Origin of the sequence: Rhizobium sp. PEPV16 (assembly GCF_008919455.1) — a bacterium.
In the GTDB taxonomy this organism is placed as follows: domain Bacteria; phylum Pseudomonadota; class Alphaproteobacteria; order Rhizobiales; family Rhizobiaceae; genus Rhizobium; species Rhizobium leguminosarum_Q.
Genome location: NZ_VSZV01000271.1, coordinates 1 through 21,129 on the forward strand (window position 1 = coordinate 1; position 21,129 = coordinate 21,129).

Annotated in this window: 22 protein-coding genes and 1 pseudogene; 11 read left to right on the top strand and 12 right to left on the bottom strand. The window is 62.3% G+C overall.

What is annotated here, in order from left to right:
- Positions 1-1,176, bottom strand: a 1,176-nt coding sequence (locus tag FY112_RS11665; protein ID WP_151518443.1) for an MFS transporter, incomplete at its 3' end; no start/stop codon positions are given.
- A 249-nt stretch (positions 1,177-1,425) separates the two neighbouring features.
- On the opposite strand from FY112_RS11665, the gene FY112_RS11670 reads away from it, so the two are divergent.
- From FY112_RS11670 to FY112_RS11680, 3 genes are all read left to right on the top strand, one after another.
- Positions 1,426-2,928, top strand: a complete 1,503-nt coding sequence (locus FY112_RS11670; RefSeq protein ID WP_151518444.1) for a protein adenylyltransferase SelO — start codon at positions 1,426-1,428, stop codon at positions 2,926-2,928.
- A 198-nt stretch (positions 2,929-3,126) separates the two neighbouring features.
- Positions 3,127-5,466 carry a glucose/quinate/shikimate family membrane-bound PQQ-dependent dehydrogenase gene (locus FY112_RS11675; RefSeq protein WP_017959601.1) on the top strand — a complete coding sequence of 780 codons (2,340 nt, stop codon included), beginning with the start codon at positions 3,127-3,129 and terminating at the stop codon, positions 5,464-5,466.
- A 71-nt stretch (positions 5,467-5,537) separates the two neighbouring features.
- A complete protein-coding gene (locus FY112_RS11680; RefSeq protein ID WP_151518445.1) occupies positions 5,538-6,002 on the top strand; it encodes a hypothetical protein in 465 nt (154 codons plus the stop codon).
- A gap of 243 nt (positions 6,003-6,245) precedes the next feature.
- Here the strand turns inward: FY112_RS11680 and bla are convergent, their stop codons facing one another.
- The 3 genes from bla to dmeR all read right to left on the bottom strand — a co-directional run bounded on the left by bla (position 6,246) and on the right by dmeR (position 8,703).
- On the bottom strand, positions 6,246-7,148 hold the full coding sequence (gene bla / locus FY112_RS11690; protein ID WP_151518446.1) for a class A beta-lactamase: 903 nt from the start codon (positions 7,146-7,148) through the stop codon (positions 6,246-6,248).
- 128 nt (positions 7,149-7,276) lie between these two features.
- The gene (gene dmeF / locus FY112_RS11695; RefSeq protein WP_017959599.1) at positions 7,277-8,284 is read right to left on the bottom strand and encodes a CDF family Co(II)/Ni(II) efflux transporter DmeF; all 1,008 of its coding nucleotides are present in this window, start codon (positions 8,282-8,284) and stop codon (positions 7,277-7,279) included.
- A gap of 146 nt (positions 8,285-8,430) precedes the next feature.
- The gene (gene dmeR, locus FY112_RS11700) at positions 8,431-8,703 is read right to left on the bottom strand and encodes a Ni(II)/Co(II)-sensing transcriptional repressor DmeR (protein WP_003546569.1); all 273 of its coding nucleotides are present in this window, start codon (positions 8,701-8,703) and stop codon (positions 8,431-8,433) included.
- Between the two features lie 267 nt (positions 8,704-8,970).
- On the opposite strand from dmeR, the gene FY112_RS11705 reads away from it, so the two are divergent.
- Positions 8,971-9,465, top strand: coding sequence for a GNAT family N-acetyltransferase (locus FY112_RS11705; protein WP_131624237.1), 495 nt, complete (start codon positions 8,971-8,973; stop codon positions 9,463-9,465).
- Between the two features lie 67 nt (positions 9,466-9,532).
- The gene (locus FY112_RS11710) at positions 9,533-10,162 is read left to right on the top strand and encodes a glutathione S-transferase (protein ID WP_151518447.1); all 630 of its coding nucleotides are present in this window, start codon (positions 9,533-9,535) and stop codon (positions 10,160-10,162) included.
- Positions 10,163-10,241: 79 nt separating this feature from the next.
- Here FY112_RS11710 and FY112_RS11715 read toward each other — a convergent pair whose 3' ends face one another.
- The 3 genes from FY112_RS11715 to FY112_RS11725 form a co-directional block, all read right to left on the bottom strand.
- Positions 10,242-11,156 (bottom strand): cytochrome c, encoded by a 915-nt coding sequence (locus tag FY112_RS11715; RefSeq protein ID WP_151518448.1) that lies wholly within the window; start codon positions 11,154-11,156, stop codon positions 10,242-10,244.
- A gap of 134 nt (positions 11,157-11,290) precedes the next feature.
- On the bottom strand, positions 11,291-11,731 hold the full coding sequence (locus FY112_RS11720; RefSeq protein ID WP_017959595.1) for a cytochrome c: 441 nt from the start codon (positions 11,729-11,731) through the stop codon (positions 11,291-11,293).
- Between the two features lie 191 nt (positions 11,732-11,922).
- Entirely contained in the window at positions 11,923-12,558 is a 636-nt protein-coding gene (locus FY112_RS11725; RefSeq protein WP_017959594.1) for a LysE family translocator, read from the bottom strand.
- A gap of 127 nt (positions 12,559-12,685) precedes the next feature.
- Between FY112_RS11725 and FY112_RS11730 the strand changes: the two genes are divergently transcribed.
- Positions 12,686-13,378 carry a YafY family protein gene (locus FY112_RS11730; protein WP_017959593.1) on the top strand — a complete coding sequence of 231 codons (693 nt, stop codon included), beginning with the start codon at positions 12,686-12,688 and terminating at the stop codon, positions 13,376-13,378.
- 23 nt (positions 13,379-13,401) lie between these two features.
- Here FY112_RS11730 and FY112_RS11735 read toward each other — a convergent pair whose 3' ends face one another.
- Positions 13,402-14,172 (bottom strand): SDR family oxidoreductase, encoded by a 771-nt coding sequence (locus tag FY112_RS11735; RefSeq protein ID WP_003546554.1) that lies wholly within the window; start codon positions 14,170-14,172, stop codon positions 13,402-13,404.
- Positions 14,173-14,349: 177 nt separating this feature from the next.
- Between FY112_RS11735 and FY112_RS11740 the strand changes: the two genes are divergently transcribed.
- Positions 14,350-15,258: an AraC family transcriptional regulator gene (locus tag FY112_RS11740; protein ID WP_131708476.1), complete on the top strand. Its 909-nt coding sequence runs from the start codon at positions 14,350-14,352 to the stop codon at positions 15,256-15,258.
- Here the strand turns inward: FY112_RS11740 and FY112_RS11745 are convergent.
- Together FY112_RS11745 and FY112_RS11750 are read right to left on the bottom strand one after the other, a co-directional pair.
- Positions 15,255-16,100, bottom strand: coding sequence for a metallophosphoesterase (locus tag FY112_RS11745; RefSeq protein WP_151518449.1), 846 nt, complete (start codon positions 16,098-16,100; stop codon positions 15,255-15,257). The two genes, FY112_RS11740 and FY112_RS11745, sit on opposite strands and share 4 nt — an antisense overlap.
- Before the next feature lie 137 nt (positions 16,101-16,237).
- Positions 16,238-16,840: a superoxide dismutase gene (locus FY112_RS11750; protein ID WP_151518450.1), complete on the bottom strand. Its 603-nt coding sequence runs from the start codon at positions 16,838-16,840 to the stop codon at positions 16,238-16,240.
- A gap of 225 nt (positions 16,841-17,065) precedes the next feature.
- On the opposite strand from FY112_RS11750, the gene FY112_RS11755 reads away from it, so the two are divergent.
- The 3 genes from FY112_RS11755 (at position 17,066) to FY112_RS11765 (ending at position 19,069) form a co-directional block, all read left to right on the top strand.
- The gene (locus FY112_RS11755; RefSeq protein ID WP_094086417.1) at positions 17,066-17,392 is read left to right on the top strand and encodes a hypothetical protein; all 327 of its coding nucleotides are present in this window, start codon (positions 17,066-17,068) and stop codon (positions 17,390-17,392) included.
- 230 nt (positions 17,393-17,622) lie between these two features.
- Positions 17,623-18,276: a class I SAM-dependent methyltransferase gene (locus FY112_RS11760; RefSeq protein ID WP_094086418.1), complete on the top strand. Its 654-nt coding sequence runs from the start codon at positions 17,623-17,625 to the stop codon at positions 18,274-18,276.
- A gap of 61 nt (positions 18,277-18,337) precedes the next feature.
- Positions 18,338-19,069: a sulfite exporter TauE/SafE family protein gene (locus FY112_RS11765; protein ID WP_151518451.1), complete on the top strand. Its 732-nt coding sequence runs from the start codon at positions 18,338-18,340 to the stop codon at positions 19,067-19,069.
- Between the two features lie 31 nt (positions 19,070-19,100).
- Here the strand turns inward: FY112_RS11765 and FY112_RS11770 are convergent, their stop codons facing one another.
- The gene (locus tag FY112_RS11770) at positions 19,101-19,433 is read right to left on the bottom strand and encodes a nuclear transport factor 2 family protein (RefSeq protein WP_151518452.1); all 333 of its coding nucleotides are present in this window, start codon (positions 19,431-19,433) and stop codon (positions 19,101-19,103) included.
- 301 nt (positions 19,434-19,734) lie between these two features.
- Between FY112_RS11770 and FY112_RS11775 the strand changes: the two genes are divergently transcribed.
- Positions 19,735-20,973, top strand: coding sequence for a multidrug efflux MFS transporter (locus tag FY112_RS11775; RefSeq protein ID WP_094086420.1), 1,239 nt, complete (start codon positions 19,735-19,737; stop codon positions 20,971-20,973).
- Here the strand turns inward: FY112_RS11775 and FY112_RS11780 are convergent.
- Positions 20,970-21,129, bottom strand: a pseudogene (locus FY112_RS11780) (TetR/AcrR family transcriptional regulator); the annotation flags it as partial. The gene FY112_RS11775 and the pseudogene FY112_RS11780 sit on opposite strands and share 4 nt — an antisense overlap.

Here is a 21,129-nt window from a genome sequence, read left to right on the forward strand (position 1 = left end):
GATCTCGTCATAGGCAATGGTGTTATAGGCTGTGAACTGGAACGACAGGAAGAAGGCGCTGAGCACCAGGACGACGAAGATCAGCGGCATCGGCCAATCCGGCCGGAAGGCGGCACAGAGGCCATAGCCGATCGTACCGAGGATGCCGTTGAGGATGAGGCTCCTGCGGAAGCCCAGCCGGCGGAAGACAAACTTCGCCATCGGCTTCATGGCGAGAGCGCCAAGCGCGGTCGCGATGATGATCTGGCCGGCCGCAGCGGCAGACAGGCCGAAGCCGATCTGGAAGAGCAGGGGCAGGAGGAAGGGCTGCGCGCCTTGCGTGATGCGGGTCAGCGAACCGGCAATAACAGAGGTGCCGAAGCTCGGCACCTTCATCAGCGAGAAATCCATGATCGGCGACGGATGCGTGCGGGCATGCCTGAGATAGGCGATGCCGAAGAGCAGCCCGATGGCGATCAGGAAGATCGAAAACGCGCCCTCGCCTTCATGGCTCGACATTTCGAAGCCGAAGAGCAGCGAACCGAGCGAGATGCCCGATAGGATGAAGCCGATCGTATCGAAGGGACCGCTTGCCTTGCCCTTTACCTCGTCGATGTAGATCGAGACGAGGATCATGCCGATGATGCCGATCGGCACGTTGATATAAAAGATCCAGCGCCAGTCGAGATAGGTGACGATGAAGCCGCCGAGCGGCGGGCCGACGATCGGGCCGATCAGCGCCGGCACGAGCAACCAGGACATGGCGCTGACCATATCCTTGCGGTCGACGCTGCGCATCAGCACCAGGCGCCCGACCGGCATCATCATCGCGCCGCCGATGCCCTGAAGCAGGCGCGCCAGCACCAGGAAGGACAGCGTCGGCGCCAGGGCGCAGAGGATGGAGCCGACGACGAAGACAGCGATGGCCGAGCGGAAAACGGTGCGGGAGCCGAAACTGTCGGCCATCCGGCCGCTTGCGGGAATGAAAATCGCAAGGCTGAGGAGATAAGAGGTCAGGGCGATCGACATGGCCGGAGCGCCGACGCCGAAATCGCGTGCCATGGTGGGCAGCGCGGTCGCAAGCACGGTCGCATCGATGTTTTCCATCAGCATCGCACTCGCGACAATCATTGCGATCACCCGGAAATTGGGCGCGGCGCGCCGAACCATCGGCGCCTGGTAAATCTGATCCGACATCGTCCGGGATCACTCGCGGTGGCGCGGCGGAGCACACAAGGCAGCAAGGCCGCGGGGGATGACATGGCGCAAAGCCAAGGGGAGACGATTTGCTATACGCCCGCGATCATCGCGGCGCTATGTCGTTTATGGCAAAGCTGCTTTGACGAGAGGTAAAGGCAGATCACGATTCCTTGCATGGGTCTGTTCTTCGTGAAGGTCTTCATCCCCCGGCTTGTGCGGCAGGCATCCTAGCCCTACCTATGAACCATGACCTCCGCCCTGCAGAAAAACCGGCCCGGTGCGGCCTTTCCGTTCGACAACAGCTATGTCGGTTTGCCCCCACGCTTCTTTGCGGCGCAGGCGCCGACCGCGGTGGCGGAGCCCTGGCTGATCAAGCTCAACGAGCCGCTCGCTGCCGAACTCGGGCTCGACGTCGAGGCCTTGCGCCGCGATGGCGCGGCGATCTTTTCCGGCAATCTCGTTCCCGAAGGAGCCGAACCGCTGGCGATGGCCTATGCGGGGCATCAGTTCGGCGGCTTCTCGCCACAGCTCGGCGACGGCCGGGCGATCCTGCTCGGCGAAGTGGTCGATGGCAGCGGCAAGCGCTACGACATCCAGCTGAAGGGCGCCGGACCAACACCGTTTTCGCGCCGCGGCGATGGGCGGGCGGCAATCGGGCCGGTATTGCGCGAATATATCATCAGCGAGGCGATGTTTGCGCTCGGCATTCCCGCCACGCGGGCGCTGGCGGCGGTGACGACGGGCGAGCCGGTCTATCGCGAAGAGGTGCTGCCGGGCGCGGTCTTCACCCGCGTCGCGGCCAGCCATATCCGCGTCGGCACCTTCCAGTACTTCGCGGCCAGGGGCGACACCGATGGCGTGCGGGCACTAGCCGATTATGTGATCGACCGGCATTATCCCGCGCTGAAAGAGGCCGAGAACCCGCATCTCGCGCTGTTCGAAGCGGTCTGCGAACGCCAGGCGGCGCTGATTGCCCGCTGGCTGCATGTCGGCTTCATCCATGGCGTGATGAACACCGACAATATGACCGTCTCCGGCGAGACGATCGATTTCGGCCCCTGCGCCTTCATGGATGCCTATGATCCGGCAACCGTCTTCTCGTCGATCGACCAGCATGGGCGTTACGCCTATGCCAACCAGCCCGGCATCGGCCAATGGAACCTCGCAAGGCTCGGCGAAACGCTGCTGCCGCTGATCGACTCCGAGCCAGACGGCGCGGTCGACAAGGCGAATGCAGTGATCAAGAGTTACGGCGAACGGTTCCAGGCGCATTGGCTGGCCGGCATGCGCGAAAAGATCGGCCTTGCCGTCGAAGAGGACGGCGATCTCGACCTGGTGCAGGCGCTGCTGTCGCTGATGCAGGCGCAGGGTGCGGATTTCACCCTGACCTTCCGGCGACTGTCGGATCTTGCCGGCGATAACGCTGCAGAGCCCGAATTTGCGGCAGGTTTCCGCGAGCCGGACGCCTGCGGCGCGTGGCTTGCGCAGTGGCGCGAGCGTCTGTCGCGCGATCCGCAGACGGCCAGTGAGCGTGCTGTTGCTATGCGCCGCGTCAATCCGGCCTTCATTCCGCGCAATCACCGGGTCGAACAGGCGATCGAGGCCGCGGTCGAGAACGGCGATTTCTCGCTGTTCGAGGCGCTGCTGGCCGTGCTTTCGAAACCCTACGAGGATCAGCCGGGCTTTGCCGCCTATAGGGAACCGCCGAAGCCCAGCGAACGGGTGCTTGCGACCTTCTGCGGAACGTGACAGGCGCTTCGATCGTTTTCGGGGCGGCAGTTGCGCCACAGCGATCCGCTTCCATCCGGCCCAGCGCCCCCGTTCGACGCATCCGCACCCTGCGGCAATTGTGGCCGTTGAAAGGCATCTCCTTCGCGCTATCTGGCTGATCGGCGGGACTTTTCCGCCGATCCCTCAGCCCGGCTAACCTCAGCGGGAGACTGCCTTATGGCGATCATCGTCACCTCCATCTTCTTCATCATCATCGGGCTCACACTCGGCGGCGGCGGGCTCTGGCTCGTCACGCTCGGCGGCAGCATCTTCTATCTTTTCGCCGGGCTGATGTTCCTGATTACCGCCGGGCTGCTGCTGATGCGCAAGGCAGTGGCGCTCTGGGTCTATGCGGTGCTCGTCGTTGCGGCACTTGCCTGGGCGATTTGGGAGGTCGGCTTCGACTGGTGGCAGCTCGGCCCGCGCGGCGGCATGATCATCCTGCTCGGGCTCTGGCTGCTAACACCATGGATTCGCCGGCCGCTCGGCCTGCGCAGCCCGACGGGGATCACCTATGCCGCCAACCCCTGGCCGCTTGCAGTGCCCGTCGTTCTCGCCATCCTGGTCGCCCTTTATTCGATGACGACAGACCCGCATGATCTTGCCGGCGAGCTGCCGAAGGATACGGTCGCCGCCCAGCCCGCCTTCGGCGGCAGCGTGCCGGATGGTGAATGGCATCAATACGGTCGCACCCCCTTCGGCCAACGCTATTCGCCGCTCGACCAGATAACCGCCGAGAACGTCTCCACCCTCAAGGAAGCGTGGCGATACCAGACCGGCGACGTCAAGCGGCCGGACGATGTCGGCGAGACGACCTATCAGGTGACGCCGCTCAAGGTGAAGGACACGCTCTATCTCTGCACCCCGCACAACTGGGCGATCGCGCTCGACGCCAAGACCGGCAAGGAGAAATGGAAATACGACTCCAACTCCGGCATGAACCCCGACCGGCAGCATCAGACCTGCCGCGGCGTCACCTATTATGCCGATCCCGCCGTTGCCGCCGGCCAGCCCTGCGCCGAGCGTGTCTACCTGCCGACCTCGGATGCCCGGCTGATCGCGCTCGATGCGGCGGACGGGAAGGTCTGCACCAGCTTTGCCAACCAGGGCGTGCTGCATCTGGAAACCGGCATGCGCTTCAATCCGGCCGGCTATTATTATTCCACCTCGCCACCGGTCGCGGTGGCGGGCAAGATCATCGTCGGCGGGGCGGTGAACGACAATTATTCGACCGAGGAACAATCCGGCGTCATCCGCGCCTTCGACATCAATACCGGCGCGCTGGTCTGGAACTGGGATTCCGGCAATCCCGACGTGACGACGCCGATCGCCGAGGGCCAGACCTATACGACCAACTCGCCGAACAGTTGGTCGGTCTTCAGCGTCGACGAGGGGTTTGGCATGGTCTACATCCCGCTCGGCAACCAAGTGCCCGACCAGATCGGCATCAATCGCAGCGAGAATGTCGAGAAATTCTCGTCTTCGATCGTCGCGCTCGATATCGCCACCGGCCAGCTGCGCTGGGTGCGCCAGACGGTGCATCACGATCTCTGGGACATGGACGTCCCGGCCCAGCCGGCGCTGATCGACCTGACGAAGCAGGACGGCACCGTGGTCCCCGCCCTCGTCGGCCCGACCAAGCAGGGCGATATCTATGTGCTCGACCGGCGCAGCGGCGAGCCGATCATCCCGGTCAAGGAAATACCAGCGCCAGGCGGCGCGGTCTCGGGCGATCATACCGCGCCGACACAGCCGATTTCGGACCTCACCTTCTCGCCCGAGCCTCTCCAGGAAAAGGACATGTGGGGCGTGTCGCTGTTTGATCAGATGGCCTGCCGCATCGACTTCCACCGCTACCACTATGAGGGCCGCTATACGCCGCCTTCGCTTAAAGGGACGATCGTCTATCCCGGCAATTTCGGCACCTTCAACTGGGGCTCGGTGGCGGTCGACCCGGAGCGGCAGATCATGTTCGGCATGCCGACCTATCTCGCCTTCACCTCGCGGCTTATACCGGCCGCCGATATTCCGCCGAGAGGCCAGGACGAGAAAGGCAGCGAACAGGGGCTGAACCGTAATGACGGCGCGCCCTACGGCGTCTTCATGGGTCCCTTCCTCGGACTGCTGCAGATCCCCTGCCAAGCGCCGCCATGGGGTTATGTCGCCGGCGTCGACCTGCGCACCGGCAAGATCGCCTATATGCACAAGAACGGCACCGTGCGCGACATGACGCCATTACCCCTGCCCTTCAAGGTGGGCGTGCCGGGGATCGGCGGGCCGATGTTGACCAAGGGCGGCGTCGCTTTTCTCGGTGCTGCGGTCGATAACTACCTGCGCGCCTACGACGTGACCAACGGACGAGAGCTCTGGAAGGCGCGGCTTCCGGCCGGCGGCCAGGCGACGCCGATGACCTATACGACTGATGACAACAAGCAATATGTCGTCATGGTCGCCGGCGGCCACGGCTCGGTCGGCACCAAGCCCGGCGATTATGTGATCGCCTATACGTTGCCGTGACGTGAAGCTTCCCGCAAGCTCTGCGCAGGTTTACCGCTTCATTCTCTCCCCGGTTTTCGGGGAGAGTTTTTATGGAAATCTCTAGCAATATTCGCAACTATTACGGCATCGGCGGCCTTTTCGATCAGCCGGCCAAATCCAAGAATCAGCAGACGGCGGACTTCACCAAAACGGCGCCCAGTGCCGCGCCCGGTCTCGAACCCAGCAGCACGCCGCCTTCGATCGCCAATACGATCTGGGCTCTTCAAAGCAGCGAAGGCCCTTATATCAACCCGCCTTCCGACGAAGAAGTGGCGGCGAGTGCTGCGCATGACTCCCTGGTCAACGAATTCTCCAAATGGGGCAATATGACGCCGGCGGAATATATCCGGGCTCGCTACCTCGAGCAGCACGATCTGACCGAGGCCGATCTGGCCGCCATGCCGGCCGACCAGCGCGCCGCAATCGAGAAGGAAATCGCCGACCAGATCAAGCGCGAGATGGCCGGCATCGAGGATGACGGCACCGAGACGGCGGAAGACGTTCCGGCTGCTTGAGCGGGAGCATTTCGAATTGCCCGCGCTTGAGAAGGACCCCTCCCCAACCCCTCCCCACAAGGGGGAGGGGCTGCCGTGTGGCGCCCGTTGCATTTCATTCCTGACGATGCAGCGTGTGGCAGCGTATTTTGGTGGCAGGATCTCGCCTCAGGTTAGTCCCTCCCCCTTGTGGGGAGGGGTTGGGGAGGGGTTTTCCGACGCGAACCGGACAGCTTTCGATGATGCCCTTCGCATTTTCCCGATTCAAACCATCTCGACGATCATGCGGCCGACCTCGGCAAAGAGCGGGTTGAGCTCCTTTACCGGCACGGTCGTCTCGCTGATATAGACGGCGGCGACGATGGGGCCGCGATCCGGCGGCCAGATCACCGCGATATCGCCGAGTGATCCGTTCGGGCCGGTGCCGGTCTTGTCGCCAACCTTCCAATCCGCCGGCAGGCCGGCCCTGAGCCGCTCCTTGCCCGTCGTGCTCGCCACCAGCCAGGCGATCAGCCTGTCTGAGGAGGCCTCGGTGAGGACCGAGCCGAGGGTCAGGTTGCCGAGCGTGTCGAGCATCGCATCCGGTGTCGTCGTGTCGCGCGGATCACCCCTTCTGCCCTCGTTCAACGTCGGCTCGGTGCGGTCGAGACGCGTCGTGCCGTCACCGATCGAGCGCAGCCAATCGGTCAGCCCCGCCGGACCGCCGAAACTTTCGAGCAGCAGGTTGCCGGCGGTGTTGTCGCTGACGGTCACCGCCGCCTCGCAGAGTTCGGCAAGGGTCATGCCGTCGGTGCCGGCGTGCTTTTCGCTGATCGGCGAATAATCGACGAGCTTGTCCTTGCCGTAGCTCACCCGCCGGTCGAGGTTCTCCTCGCCCTTGTCGGCACGGGCAAGCACGAACGCGGCGGCCAGCGCCTTGAAGGTACTGCACATCGGAAAGGCCTCGCTGCCGCGATAGCCGAAGGAGATGCTCGTCTGGGTGTCGAGCACAGAGACGCCGAGGCGGCCGCCGGTGCGTTTTTCCAAGGCGGCAAGGCGGCGGTCGATGTTGTCGTCGCCCTCGCCTGCACTCTCTTTGAAACTCTCCTCAGCATTGGCTCGAAGCGTCAGCACGGGTAGGCACAATGCCGAGCCTATCAGCATGCGGCGGGTCAGACTGAGATCCATGAAATCCTCCGGCGAATCAGGGGGGCAGAGCTAAGCAGCGATTGCGGCGACTTGTCGTCCCCACGGCGATGTTAATCGTCTGTCGAGCGATCTTGTCGTCCGCCGAGCGTCTCCGCCCGCCCCCCAGATCATGCGGTGCGCGTGACCTCGACCGTCACATGCGACAGTTCTCCCAGCGCCGAGAGCCTGCCCTTGTAGAAAGCCGGGTCGCGCGGCTGCGAGGTGAGGACGGCGACGATCGCGGCATGATGGCCGGGGCCGACCTGCCAGACATGCAGATCGGTGATCCGGTCGTCCTCCGTCTCGATGGCGCCGCGGATTTCCGCCGGCAGCGTCTCGCCTTCGGGGACGACGTCGAGAAGAACGCCGCCCGAGGATCTCATCAGGCTCCAGGACCAGTTGGCGATCACCACCCCGCCGACGATGCCCATCAGGGGATCAAGCCAGAGCCAGCCGTAAAGACTGCCGAGCGTCAGCGCCGCAATGGCGAGCACGGAGGTCAGGGCATCGGCAATGACGTGCAGATAGGCGGCGCGGATATTGTTGTCGCCGGTCTTTGCGTGATGGGCATGATCGCCATTTCCGTGATGATGATGGCCATGGGCATGATTGCCATGCCCGTGATTACCATGCCCGTGATGCGCATGATTGCCATGCGCGACATGGCCGCCGCCGGCCAGCAGCCAGGCGCTCACCAGATTGACGGCAAGGCCGATCACCGCAACGGCGATTGCCTGGGCAAAGCCGATCGGCACGGGATTGGACAGGCGCAGCAGGCTCTCCCAGGCCATCAGCAGGGCGATCAACGCGAGAACGATGGCGCTGGCGAAGCCGGCGAGATCGCCGAGCTTGCCGGTGCCGAAGGTGAAGCGCGGATTGCGTGCCTGCCGGCGGGCGAAGAGATAGGCGAGTGCGGAAATCAGCAGTGCGCTGGCATGGGTCGACATGTGCCAGCCATCGGCGACGAGCGCCATCGAGCCGTAGATGGTGCCGGCGGCGATTTCCGCCACCATCATCACCGCCGTCAGCGCGATCACCAGCCAGATGCGCCGCTCGTTGCGCGCATGATCAGTGCCGAGGAAGTCATGGTCATGTTCCAGGGCATCAATTCCAGCTTTGTCGATTCCGGCACTCATGACAGGCTCCTTCGTCGCCGCGCTTAGAGCGGTAGCGTTTCATGAAAACGCATAACCGCTCTAAGCTTTTGTTTTTACGCAATTCTCGGCAAAATCGCTTCGCGCTTTACCGGGGAAAACCGCTTCACACTTTTCCCGGAATTGCTCTAGCGCATATAGGTTCTCAACACTTCCGATATTTCCTCCACCGCCTCTGCCCTTGCCGCATCGTCAGCGGCATTCAGCACATGCTCACGCAGGTGATCGTCGAGCACCTCGCCGGTCAGCCCTGTCAGGGCGCCGCGGATCGAGGCGAGCAGTTGCAGGATCTCGCCGCAGGGGCGCTCGGCCTCGAGCGCGCGCTCAACCGCCTCCATCTGCCCCTTCAGGCGGCTGATGCGGGCGACAAGCTTCTTTTTCTGCAGGGTGGTGTGGGACATGATGGGTTCTCATATAGCATAGGGGGGTATGGTATCAAGAGTGAAGCCGGGATCAATGCTTGTGATGGGTTCCGATCCCCATTGACAAAACCCGCGTTTCCGACGATCTATGATCCATGATCAAGAACGCGCACCAGAGCCGCTCGTATTTTTGGCTGTACCTGTAAAGGGCGGCTGGACAAGATCATATTGTCAACAAGCCGCCGTCAGGCGGCTTTGTTGTATCGGCAGCGTCCTGACGGCAGACTATCAAAGGACGCGAAGACCATGACCGAAATCGAAGACAGCGAAATTTCACTGATGCGCCCATCAGTGGTGACGATCCGTGCCGCCAAGCCGCGCGACCTGCCCGAGCTCGGCGAGATGATCGCCCTGCTTGCCGCCCATCACGGCGATGCGGCTGCCACTACGCCGGAGCAGTTGGAGCGCGACCTCTTCGGCCCCCTGCCCTGGATTAATGCGCTTGTCGCCGAGACCGGCGAAGGGCTTATCGGCTACGCCATTCTCGTGCCGCTCTACAGGGCGCAGGAAGGCAAGCGCGGCATGGACCTGCACCATCTCTTCGTGCGCGACGGCCATCGCGGCCACGGCACCGGCCAGCTGCTCGTCGATCGGGCGCGCGAGACCGCCCGCAATGCCGGCTGCGGCTACCTTTCCGTCAGTGCTGCGACCGGAAACGTGCTGGCGCACCGCTTCTACGAACAGCTGGATTTCACCCCGCGTCCGGTGACCGGCATGCGCTACATGCAGTCGATCGCCTAAAGCGCGTCGCGATCTTTCAGATTCGCTTGATCGGCGCTTTAAGTCTTTATTTTTGTTAGGAGCTTTCATGCCTGATTTCAAACTCCATTGCTTCGCTCTCTCCGGGAATTGTTACAAGGTCGCACTCTTCTTTGCTCTTGCCGGCATCAAGTGGGAAAGCATTTTCGTTGATTATCTGGGCGGCGAAACGCGAACTGAAGAATGGCGAAAAACCATCAACGAACAGGGCGAAGCGCCTGTGCTCGAACATGGGCAAACCAAGATCAGCCAATCGGGGATTATCTTGGACTACTTGTCAGAGGTGACAGGCCAGTTTGGCGCGCAGACGGCCGAAGAACGACGCGAAGTCATGCGCTGGATCCTTTTCGACAACCATAAATTCACGAGCTATTACGCGACGCTGAGGTTCATGTATGGCCTGCAGAAGAGCGGCGAGACACCCGTCGTCGAGTTTTTAAGACTGAGGGCTAAAGCTGCCTATGCAATTGTTGACGAACACTTGGCCCATCGGGCCTTCATGGTCGGCGACCGGCTGACGATCGCGGACCTCTCTCTGGCGGGCTACGTCTTCATGCCGGAGGAAACCGGGATCGATCACAGCGCCTTTCCGGCAATCGCAGCCTGGAAAGATCGGATCAGCAACATGCCCGGCTGGCGCCATCCCTATGATCTCATGCCTGGTCCTACATCCCTATAAGCAGGATCGAGATCGGCTTTCGGAAAATGCAGCGCCCTTTTATCCCGCAAAACCACTGCACACTTTTGCGCGACATGCTTTAACGCGCCGGCACCGCCTTCAGATAGGCGGCGATCGCCTCGCGATCGGAGGCCGGCAGGCGGGCGATGTTCTGCTGCACATCGACCATCTGGCCGCCGACGGAATCGAAATCTGGGGTGAAGCCGGTTTCGAGGTAGCTCACGATATCGGCCTCGCTCCAGCCGCCGATGCTCTTGGAGGCCGGGGTGATATCAGGTATGCGGCCCTTGCCTTCCGGATTGGGCGCGCCGGCAAGCCACTGATCCGCCTTGAAGCCGCCGAGGGCATCACGCGGCGTATGGCATTCGCCGCAATGGCCGGGGCCTTCGACGAGATATTGCCCGCGCTTGATCTTGTCGTCGCTCTTTGCCAGGGCGACGCGCGGCTGGTCGTTGAGATAGAGGAATTTCCAGCCGCCGAGCGCCAGCCGGTTGTTGAAGGGGAACGGCAGTTCGTGCGGCGGCGCCACATTTGCGCTCTTCGGCAAGGTTTTCAGGAAGCCATAGAGATCGTTGACGTCCTTGTCGCTCATGCGGGAATAAGAGCCATAGGGAAAAGACGGATAGAGATGCTGCCCGCCCGGGCCGACGCCGCGCTTCATCGCGTTGCCGAACTCGGCAAGCGTCCAGGTGCCGATGCCGGCTTTTTCATCGGGTGAGATGTTCGGCACGTGGAAGGTCCCGAATGGGCTCTTCAGTGCCAGCCCGCCTGCAAGTGTCAGCTTGGCATCGCCTTCGGAACCGGGCGCGGCATGACAGCTGACGCAGCCGCCCGCCCAGAAGACCATCTCACCATTTGCCGGATCCGGTGCGCCGAGACCCGCCCAATGGCTCTCCGGCAGCGGATCGGGTGCGGTGACGAGATAGAAGGCGCCCCCGCCGAGGACGGCGACGCCGATCAGACAGAGCAGTACCCGGATGAACCTGCGGACCATGCGCCGCCTCCCCTGTTGTCAACATTTCCCTGCGGTCGATCCCGCGACCGGTCCGCGCAGGCGGAGAATAAGGCGATCCGCGCCGGCGGCAAGGCTGGCGCGGATCCAGTATCCAGATGAAAGCGGCCTATCGCTCACTTGCCGAGGCGATAGGCCTTGTGACAGCCGGCGCAATTGGCGCCGAGCGTGTTCATCGTCGCACCAATGGCTGCGGGATCGGCCGGAAGCTGAGCCAGCGCGGTTTCGGCATCAGCGGAGAGCTTGGCGGCGCGCGCCTTGAAGTCGTCCATGTTTTCCCAGATCTTCGGGCTCGCTGCCTCGTCGCCGGTCTCCGTGCCCGGCTTGAACTGGTCGGGGAAAACCTTGGCCGTTGTGGCGATCGTCGTCAGCGCCGCCTTCACCGCTTCGGCGTCATAGGGCTTGGTGCCCTTGGCGATGGCTGCTAAGGCCCCGGCCGAACCGCCGATCTGCTTCATCAACGCAACGCGCGAATCATGGGTGCCGTCGGCGGCGGTCACCGAGCCGAAGGCCATGCCGGCCATGGCTACGGCCGCAGCTGCTGCTTTCCAATTCATATTCCTCTCCATTTCTCCTCGGCCAAGCTGGCCGATGGCCAATCTGCACCGGCAGCATGACAAAATCCATGCTTCCGGGCAGTCACGTTTTGCCGGAGTGACATAAAAACAATGTGATAGGCAGTTCTCTGCTTTTATGCATGTCGTTATCCCGGAACCGCTGCACACTTCCGGGCGACAAGCAGTGGCGCTCAGGCGCTTTTCCACCCCTGCCAGAGGCTGAAGGCGGAGACCGCAACCAGCAGCAGTCCGGCGAAGCGGCCGACAAAGGCCGTAACGTCAGGGTTGGCGACGAGCAGATCGCGGCTGCGGCCGGCCGTCATCGCCAGCGTGCCGTAGATGGCGAACTGGGTGACGACGGTCATGGCGCCCATGATCAGCCCCTGCATCCAGATCGGACCATATTCCGGTCTGAGGAACTGCGGATAGACGGCAAACATGAAGATATAGGCCTTCGGATTGACCAGGCAGGTGACGGCGCCCTGGCGGAAGGCGCGCCAGCCGGAGCGTGCGGTTCCCGGCCCGACCGCCTCGACGGTGATCGAACTGCGGATCAGCGAGATGCCGATCCAGATCATGTAGGCGACGCCGGCAAAGAGCAGTACGTTGAAAAACTGCGGCAGCATGGTGACGAGCACGCCGACGCCGGCCGCGCCATAGGCCGAATGCACGGCGCCGCCGGCCATGATACCGCCGGTCGCCGCCAGCCCGCGCTTGACGCCGCCGGTCAGCGAATTGGCGAGCACGAAGAGCATGTCCATGCCAGGCACGATGATGATGCCGAAGAGAAGGGTGAAGAAGAGCCAGAGGTTTTCATGGTAGTTCATGTCAGTTACCGCCTGGGTTCTGCGGGCCTTTTTGAAAGACCCTGATTGATTTCAATCCGATAGGCGGCTCTATACGCAAACCCAACTGACAGTGTATTGTCAGGAGCGTGACGGATGGAGAGGTAAAATGCGCAAGGCCTCACGGCTTTTCGAGATCATTCAGATCCTCAGGCTGGCAAGAAAGCCGATGACGGCGGCGACGATGGCGGAGACGCTCGAAGTGACCGTGCGTTCGATCTATCGCGACATCGCTGCGCTTCAGGCAATGCGGGTGCCGATCGAAGGCGGGCGCGGCATCGGCTACATCATGCGGCCGGGTTTCGACCTGCCGCCGCTGATGTTCTCGATCGAGGAGATGGAAGCGATCGTGCTGTCGCTGGCGCTGCTCGAACGGACGGCGGACGAGGAGCTGAAGCAGGCCGCGCGCCGGGTCAACCGGAAGATATCAGGCGCCGTGCCGGCGCCGCTGCGCCAGGCGATGGACAACAAGGCGCTTTATGCCTGGGGCTCGATTGCGCAGCCGGCAGGCTTCGACCTTGCGATCGTGCGCCGCGCGATCCGCGACGAACGCAAGCTGATGCTCGGCTACCGCGACGAGCTCGGCCGTGCCAGCGAGCGGACGATCCGGCCGGTTGCGCTGATCTATTATTCGCAGACCGCCAATATCGTCGCCTGGTGCGAGTTGCGCCAGGCGATCCGCAATTTCCGCAGCGACCGGGTCGAACGCTGCGTGGTGGGTGAGGATTTCTTCAAGGGCGACGGCGACCGGTTGCGGGAATTGTGGACCAGTGGCTGGACGGATAAACCGATCGCCGTCTAGCTACTCGCCCAAATCGCGATTATTCAGAGCGACATGCCGCCTGAAACCTCGATGCGCTGGGCGTTGACCCAACGGTTGGCATCGCTCAGGAGGGAAGCAATCATCGGCCCTATATCGTCGGGCACACCGGCGCGGCCCAGTGCGGTCATGGAGGCGACTGCACGGTTGATCTCCGGATTGTCCCGCACCATGCCGCCGCTGAAATCGGTTTCGATGGCGCCCGGGGCGACGGTATTGACGGCGATGCCGCGTGGGCCGAGCTCCTTGGCCATGTAGCGCGTCAGCACCTCGACTGCGCCCTTCATCGAGCCGTAGGCCGAAGCGCCGACCATGGCCATGCGGGCAAGACCGCTAGAGAGGTTGACGATGCGACCGCCGTCCTCGATCACCGGCAGGAGCTTCTGCGTGAGGAAGAAAACCCCCTTGAAATGCAGGTTGTAAAGCTTGTCCATCTCCGCTTCGGTCGTCTCCGAAATCGGCGCGTGGTAGCTGGTGCCGGCATTGTTGACGAGAAAGTCGAAATGCTCACGCCCCCAGCCCTTAAGGATCTCGCGTACACTTTCGACAAAGGCATCGAACGCCGCCACGTTGCCGGCATCGAGTTGAAGTGCGGCGGCCTTGCGGCCCAGCGCCTCGATCTCAGCGACGACTTTCTCTGCCTCGTCGCGGTTCGAGTTGTAGGTCAATATCACATCGACGCCGCTCCTTGCCAGATTGACGACCGTATTGCGGCCCAGGCCGCGGCTTCCGCCGGTAACGATTGCGACTTTCGAGGTTGAATTCTGGTTAGGCATTTCAGGTACTCCTGATGTTTTGATAGACCAGCTTATGCGCCGCAAGCCTGGAATCCTGAATGCCGAAGTCCCGCAATTTCTTGCCTATTTCTCCAAACGCCTTGCCCAGCCGGGCTGAGGGATTAAGATCATCCTCACCGGCGCGGCAGACCGACCCCGCGTTCACTGGAGGCGAAGATGTCCGCAGATCTGAAGCAGGCGCTCAATGGGTACATGGATGCACATGGCGGAGGTGACGGGCTCTTTGCCACCGCTATCGACGGTTTTTTCCTGATGCGCTCCAGCACTCTCTCCATGCCGAAACCGGCGATCTACCGACCGGCGCTCTGCATCATTGTCGATGGCGCCAAGCAGCTCATGTTCGGAGACCGCCTTTTCGATTACGAAGCGATGCAAGCGCTGATCATCAGCGTCGAGATGCCGGCCTTCGGACAGGTGACGAAAGCCAGTGCCGAACGGCCGATGATCGCCATCAACCTGGAACTCGACGTCACGATCCTGCGCGAGGTGCTGGAGGAGATGGATGTACCGCCGAGGCCGGCGGGCGACGGCGGGCCGGGTGTTTTCGTACAAGAATTCGGCCCCGAGCTGCAGGACTGCATACTGAGGCTGATCCGGATGCTCGCGACGCCCAACGCGATCCCAATCCTTCATCCGGCAATCATGCGAGAGATCAGTTTCTGGTTGCTTTCCGGAAAAAATGGCGATGAGATCTGCAAGCTTGCATTGCCCGACAGCCATACGCGCCGCGTGGCCGAGGCCATCTACCTGTTGCGCGGTAATTTTACGGACGCCGTCCGGGTGGAAAAGCTTGCGGCGGCAGCCGGGATGAGCCCTTCCTCCTTTTACCAGCATTTCAAGATGCTGACCTCGATGACGCCACTGCAGTATCAGAAGCAATTGCGGTTGCTCGAGGCCCGGCGGCTGATGGTGACCGATGGGTTCAACGCCGCAAACGCGGCCTATCGGGTGGGTTACGAGAGCGCCTCTCAGTTCAGCCGCGAATATGCCCGCATGTTCGGGACACCACCGAAGCGCGACATCAGTGAAATGAAGGCGATGCCGGCTGAGCCGGCAATCAGCTAGATGGACAGCGTGCGGCTCACCTCGCGGCCGAAGCCCCGGATTTCGATGCTGGAAGCATGGACCTCGACGATCGCGAAGGCGTTTTGCGTCTCGGTATCGACCACGCCCTTGAAATTGACGAAGTGGCAGGCGCCGGCCATGCCGTAATTGCCGACGTGGTCGTGACCGTTGAGATAGGCGACGACATTGGCCTGCGAGGCGAGCAGCGCGACGATGCGCTCGCTATCCCACATGCCGTGCTCACTGGGCGGATGCACCGGATAGTGATTCATGACAATCACCTTCTCGCCGGCCCCGGCCGCTTTTGCGATTTCATCGCCAAGCCAGGCGAACTGCTCGTCGCTCAGCGCGGCATTCCAGCGACGGGCATTCCTCGCACCTTTTGCCTGCAGCTCGGCCAGCATCTCGGCGGCAAGGGCGCGATGATGATGGCCTTCTGGCGGCGCGAAGATGCTGACCTCGTTGCCGTCGAGCACGATAAAGCGCCAGCCGTGGCGCAAGAAGCTGTAATAGGGCGACGGCATGCCGAGACGCGCCGCGACTTCGGACAGGTGCCCCGACGAGACCGAGAAATCGTGATTGCCGAGCAGGAAGAGCGCCTCGTGCCTCAGCTTGCCGTAGACCGGCAGGATATCGTCGAAGCTTGAAAAGCTACGGTCGATGATATCGCCGAGGGTCATGACGAAGCTCAATTCCTCGCCGTTGAACACCTCGATCGCCTCGGTGACCTTGGCAAGGCTGTTGGCGTAATAACGATCCATGGCCACATGCGGCGCGATCGCCGCATATTGGGGGTCGGCGATGATGCCGAAGCGGAACAGGGGAGGAGCAGAGGAAGACATGGGGCGTGATTAGGAGCGGCCGATGACAGGCATGTGACGGCCTCGTGTGAAAACGAAACACCCGGCGTTTGCGGCGCCGGGTGCTGAATTTGAGAGGCTGAGGGACATCGCCGCCATGGCGGCGAGCCTGACGCCGCTTACTTCGTGGCTTCTTCGTAACGTTCCAGGACGTAGTCCCAGTTGATCAGGCTATCGACGAAGGCCTCGAGATATTTCGGGCGGGCGTTGCGATAGTCGATGTAGTAGGAGTGTTCCCAGACGTCGACGCCGAGGATCGGGGTGGCGCCGTGAACGAGCGGGTTTTCGCCGTTCGGGGTCTTGGAGATTTCGAGCTTGCCGTTCTTGACGGAAACCCAGGCCCAGCCGGAGCCGAACTGGGTGGCGCCGGCATTGCCGAAATCGGCCTTGAACTTGTCGTAGCCGCCGAGATCGGACGTAAAGGCCGCTTCGAGCTTGCCCGGCAGTTTGTTGCCGCCGCCACCCTTCTTCATCCACTTCCAGAAATGGATGTGGTTGTAGTGCTGGGCGGCGTTGTTGAAGAGGCCGGCATTGGTACCGAAGGACTTCTTGACGACGTCTTCGAGCGACAGGTCCGAAAGACCGGCTTCGGCGGCGAGCTTGTTGCCGTTGTCGACATAGGCCTTGTGGTGCTTGTCGTGGTGGAACTCCAGCGTTTCCTTCGACATGAAGGGAGCAAGCGCTTCGTAGTCATAGGGAAGTTCAGGCAATTCGAAAGCCATGTCAGATCTCCTCTTGGCAATAGATTGCGTCTCGGCAGGTGAGGCGGAACATAGGAGGGGAAAGGGGGAGAGGCAACCGGCGAATTATCAAAAAACGACCGGCCGGAGGAAAATTTGCCTCAGTTGCAGGGTTGGAGTCGTGCGCAGAAATCGCCTGGGCAAATCAATGGGAATACCCGCCCCGAAAACCACTTTGCCTATTATGGAGATCAACGGAGACCCGATATGAACAGGAATATAATCCAGCCTCTCGCCACAGCCGCGCTGCTTTTGCTGGCAGGTGCGGCGCATGCCTCCTCCGATGAGGCCTGGAAGCAGCTCGCCGCCGACGTCGAGGCCAAATGCAAAAAGGCAGCGGTCACGATCGAGAAGCCCAGGGCCACCGTCGATCCCTTCGGCAGCTCGCATTACGGGCTTGCGCTGGTGACCGGCAAGCCGAAGGGCGCCAAGGGGCTGATCGCCCAGATCTGCGTCTACGACAAGCAAAAGAAGACCGTCGAGATCGGCAGCGAACTGGACGCCAAACAGCTTGGGCTGATGCCGGCAAAATAGGCGGCAGCGGACTGCCACCCAGGCGCCCCTAAAGTGGTCGCAGGTGAGAATCTGTGCCTTGCGTCACATTTCGTGGGGAACCGGAGCCTACCCTTACGAGTTGAAAGGCTGGGCTTTACGGCGGATCGCGCTATTTCATGGAAGCGCAGAACCGCTGAAATCTTTTGTTTTATGCAATTCCTGGAAAACCGCTTTTCACTTTTCCTGGAATTTTCTGGGGAGGTGCCGGCATGTCAGAGCTTCGCAGCAGGGCGGAAGATCAGCAAAAAATCTATCAGCGCTGGGCACCGGTCTATGACCGGGTTTATCGCGGCATCCTGCGCGATGGCCACCGCAAGCTTGCAGCCCTGGCCGCTGCGGCCGGCACCGACATCCTGGAGATCGGCGTCGGCACCGGCCTGACGCTCGGGCATTACCCGCGCCACTGCCGGGTGACCGGCATTGACATTTCCAAACACATGATCGCGCGGGCGCGTGAAAAGGCGAAACGCGAAAACTTTGAGCATGTGCAGGCGCTGGAGGTAATGGATGCGCATGCGCTCACCTTTGCCGACCGGTCTTTCGATGCGGTCTGCCTGCCCTTCGTCATCACCCTCATCCCCGAACCCGAACGGGCGCTGGACGAATGCGCCAGGGTGCTGAGGCCGGGCGGCGAAATCATCCTTGCCAGCAAACTTGGCGACGGCGCCGGTCTGCAGGGCGCGATCGAGACGGCGGTGGCGCCGCTGGTGCGTCACATCGGCTGGTCCTCCGCCTTCCGCATTCACCGCATCGTCACCTGGGCTGAGCGCCGCGGCGACTTTGCCGCTGCCGATATCCTGCCGGTCTTTCCGAACGGCTTCTTCAAGATCATCCGGCTGAAGCAGCGCGGACTTGCCGGCTGAGACCGGAAATTTTTTCCCCGCGTCGCTTATTCTGATGCTACCGTTCGCCTGAGGGGACTGCATGACATCGGATATCTTCTTCTTCATCGTCGTGGGTTTCTGCGCGCAGATCGTCGACGGCGCGCTCGGCATGGCCTTCGGCGTGCTGTCGACGACGAGCCTTCTCGCCTTCGGGGTGCCGGCGGCCAATGCCAGCGCCATGACGCATGTGGCGGAAATGTTCACCACCGCCGCCTCGGGCATCTCGCATGCCTATCACCGCAACGTCGACTGGCGCCTTGTGGCGCGCCTTGCACCGGCCGGTATGATCGGCGGCGCGATCGGGGCCTATCTGCTTTCCAATATTGACGGCAAGGCGATCGAGCCCTTCGTATCGGCCTATCTGATCGCGATCGGGCTGGTGATTCTCTACAAAGCGTTTCGGCCGCCGCCGAAGCGGGATGTTCGCGACTGGATGGTGCCGCCGGTCGGGCTTTTCGGCGGCGTGCTCGATGCGATCGGCGGCGGCGGCTGGGGGCCGATCGTCACCAGTTCGCTCGTCAGCCGCGGCCACGACCTGAAGCGGGTGATCGGCTCGACCAATTTCACCGAATTTGCCGTGACGCTGACGATTTCCCTGACCTTCATCCTGACGCTCGGCTGGTCGGAACTCGATTCGGCGATCGGCCTGATCATCGGCGGCGTCATTGCCGCCCCCTTCGGCGCGATCCTCGTGAAACGGCTGCCGGTGCAGCCGCTGATGGTGGCGGTATCGACGATCATCATCGGCACTTCGGCAATGCGGCTCCTGTAACGAGAGGGCGATCGCCATGCCGGCCGGAATATCACAGATTCCGGCCGAAATAGACATCCACGGAGGCGATCTTGTCGCCGCGGAAGCGAAGGCTCTCGATGTTTCGAAAGCTGCCGCCGTCGCGTTTTTCGGCACGGTAGCGGACGACCGCCTCGTCCCCGTCGATCGCCAGGAATTCGATGTCAAAACCGCGGAAGACCGGCTCCTTCGGCCAGCAGCGCTCGAAATAAGTCGCCCGGTCGATGTGGTCGTCACGCGGGCTGGAGAAGGTGAAATCCTCCGTCAACATGGCACCGACGATATCCTTGCGGTCGTCGAGATAGGCGGCGTAGAGATGACGGACGGTCTGTTCTCGGGATGTCATGGCAATCCTCCGATTAACTGATTGCATTATGCAATCGGTTATGTTCTAGCACTTTCACCCGGGACGGTCCACAGGCGATCGATACCCGAAGCCGCCTTGAAGGACGGGCCATAGGGCGGTTATATCAGACGTGCCCGCCCTGGAACGACGAACGCATCGACCGCTCCGGTCTCTGCACCCGACCTCGAACTCGATCTCAGGACAGATTCACCCGCGCCGATCTCCTCGCCGCGGTAAAGGGTACATCGTTTCATCAGCCGCGCGAAACTTCGCCCGCGCGATCAATACCGGGGCCGAGAGAATGACCGATACGCAGTGGGACGCCAGCGCCAGGCCGGGCTCGATCTACTGGAAGCGCAATCTGACAATCTCGCTGATCGGCTCCTTCACCACGATCGTGGCGATGACGCTGCTGCTTCCCTTCCTGCCGCTCTATGTCGAGGAACTCGGCGTCAGCGACCATGCTGACATCGTGCAATGGTCGGGCATCGCCTATGGCGCCACCTTCTTCGCCGCGGCTCTCGTCGCTCCGCTGTGGGGCCGGCTCGGCGACATCTACGGTCGCAAGCTGATGCTGGTGCGCGCCAGCCTCGGCATGACGCTGGCGATCTCGCTGATGGGCATGGCCGGCAATATCTGGCAGCTGGTGGCGCTGCGCCTGTTCGTCGGGCTTGCCGGCGGTTATGCCTCCGGCTCGATGGTGCTGGTGGCGACGCAGACGCCGAAGGACCGTTCGGCCTGGGCGCTCGGCGTGCTCTCCTCCGGCATCATGGCCGGCAATCTCGTCGGGCCGCTGATCGGCGGGGCGCTGCCGCCGATCATCGGTATCCGCGGCACGTTCCTCGCCGCCGGCGGCATGATCTTCCTCGCCTTCCTCGCCACGGCCTTCCTGATCAAAGAAGAGAAATCGCCGGCTCGCAAAAAGGCAGCCAAGGCCAGCGGCGGTTGGAAATCCATTGCCGACAAGCGGCCCGTCATCGCCATGCTGGCAACCGGCATGCTCTTGATGTTTGCCAATATGTCGATCGAGCCGATCATCACCGTCTATGTCGCGCAGCTCGTGACCGTCGAATCCCAGGTGACGATGGTATCGGGCGTCGTCATGTCAGCCGCCGCCCTCGGCAGCATTCTGTCAGCCTCATGGCTCGGCAAGCTCGCCGACAGGATCGGCCATTGGCCGGTGATCGCAGGCGCGCTCGCCGTCGCCGGGCTGCTGCTGATCCCGCAGGCCTTCGTCACCAGCGCCTGGCAGCTGATCATCCTGCGTTTCCTGATGGGCGCAGCACTCGGCGGGCTGCTGCCCTGTATCGCCGCGGTCATCCGCCATAGCGTACCTGATAGTGCGGCCGGCAGCATTCTCGGGCTTTCCATTTCCTCGCAATATGTCGGCCAGGTGGCCGGCCCCATCCTTGGCGGTTTTGTCGGCGGCCATATTGGCATGCGGGCGGTGTTCCTCGGCACCTCCGTGCTGCTTCTCGCCGGTGCGGCCTATGCCTGGATGGTACGGCCGAGGGATACGGAGACTCGGGACTCGACCTAAGAATTATTGGCGCTTCCGCAGATCAGCTCGACGCCCGACCGGGCAATCGCTTCCAGCGTCTCGCGGCTGTCGCCGGCGCGGGCACGGACGGCGAGCGAATGCATGACGGCGGAGGCGAGCCTGGCAAGCATTTGCGGATCGGCGCTCTCCGGAAGC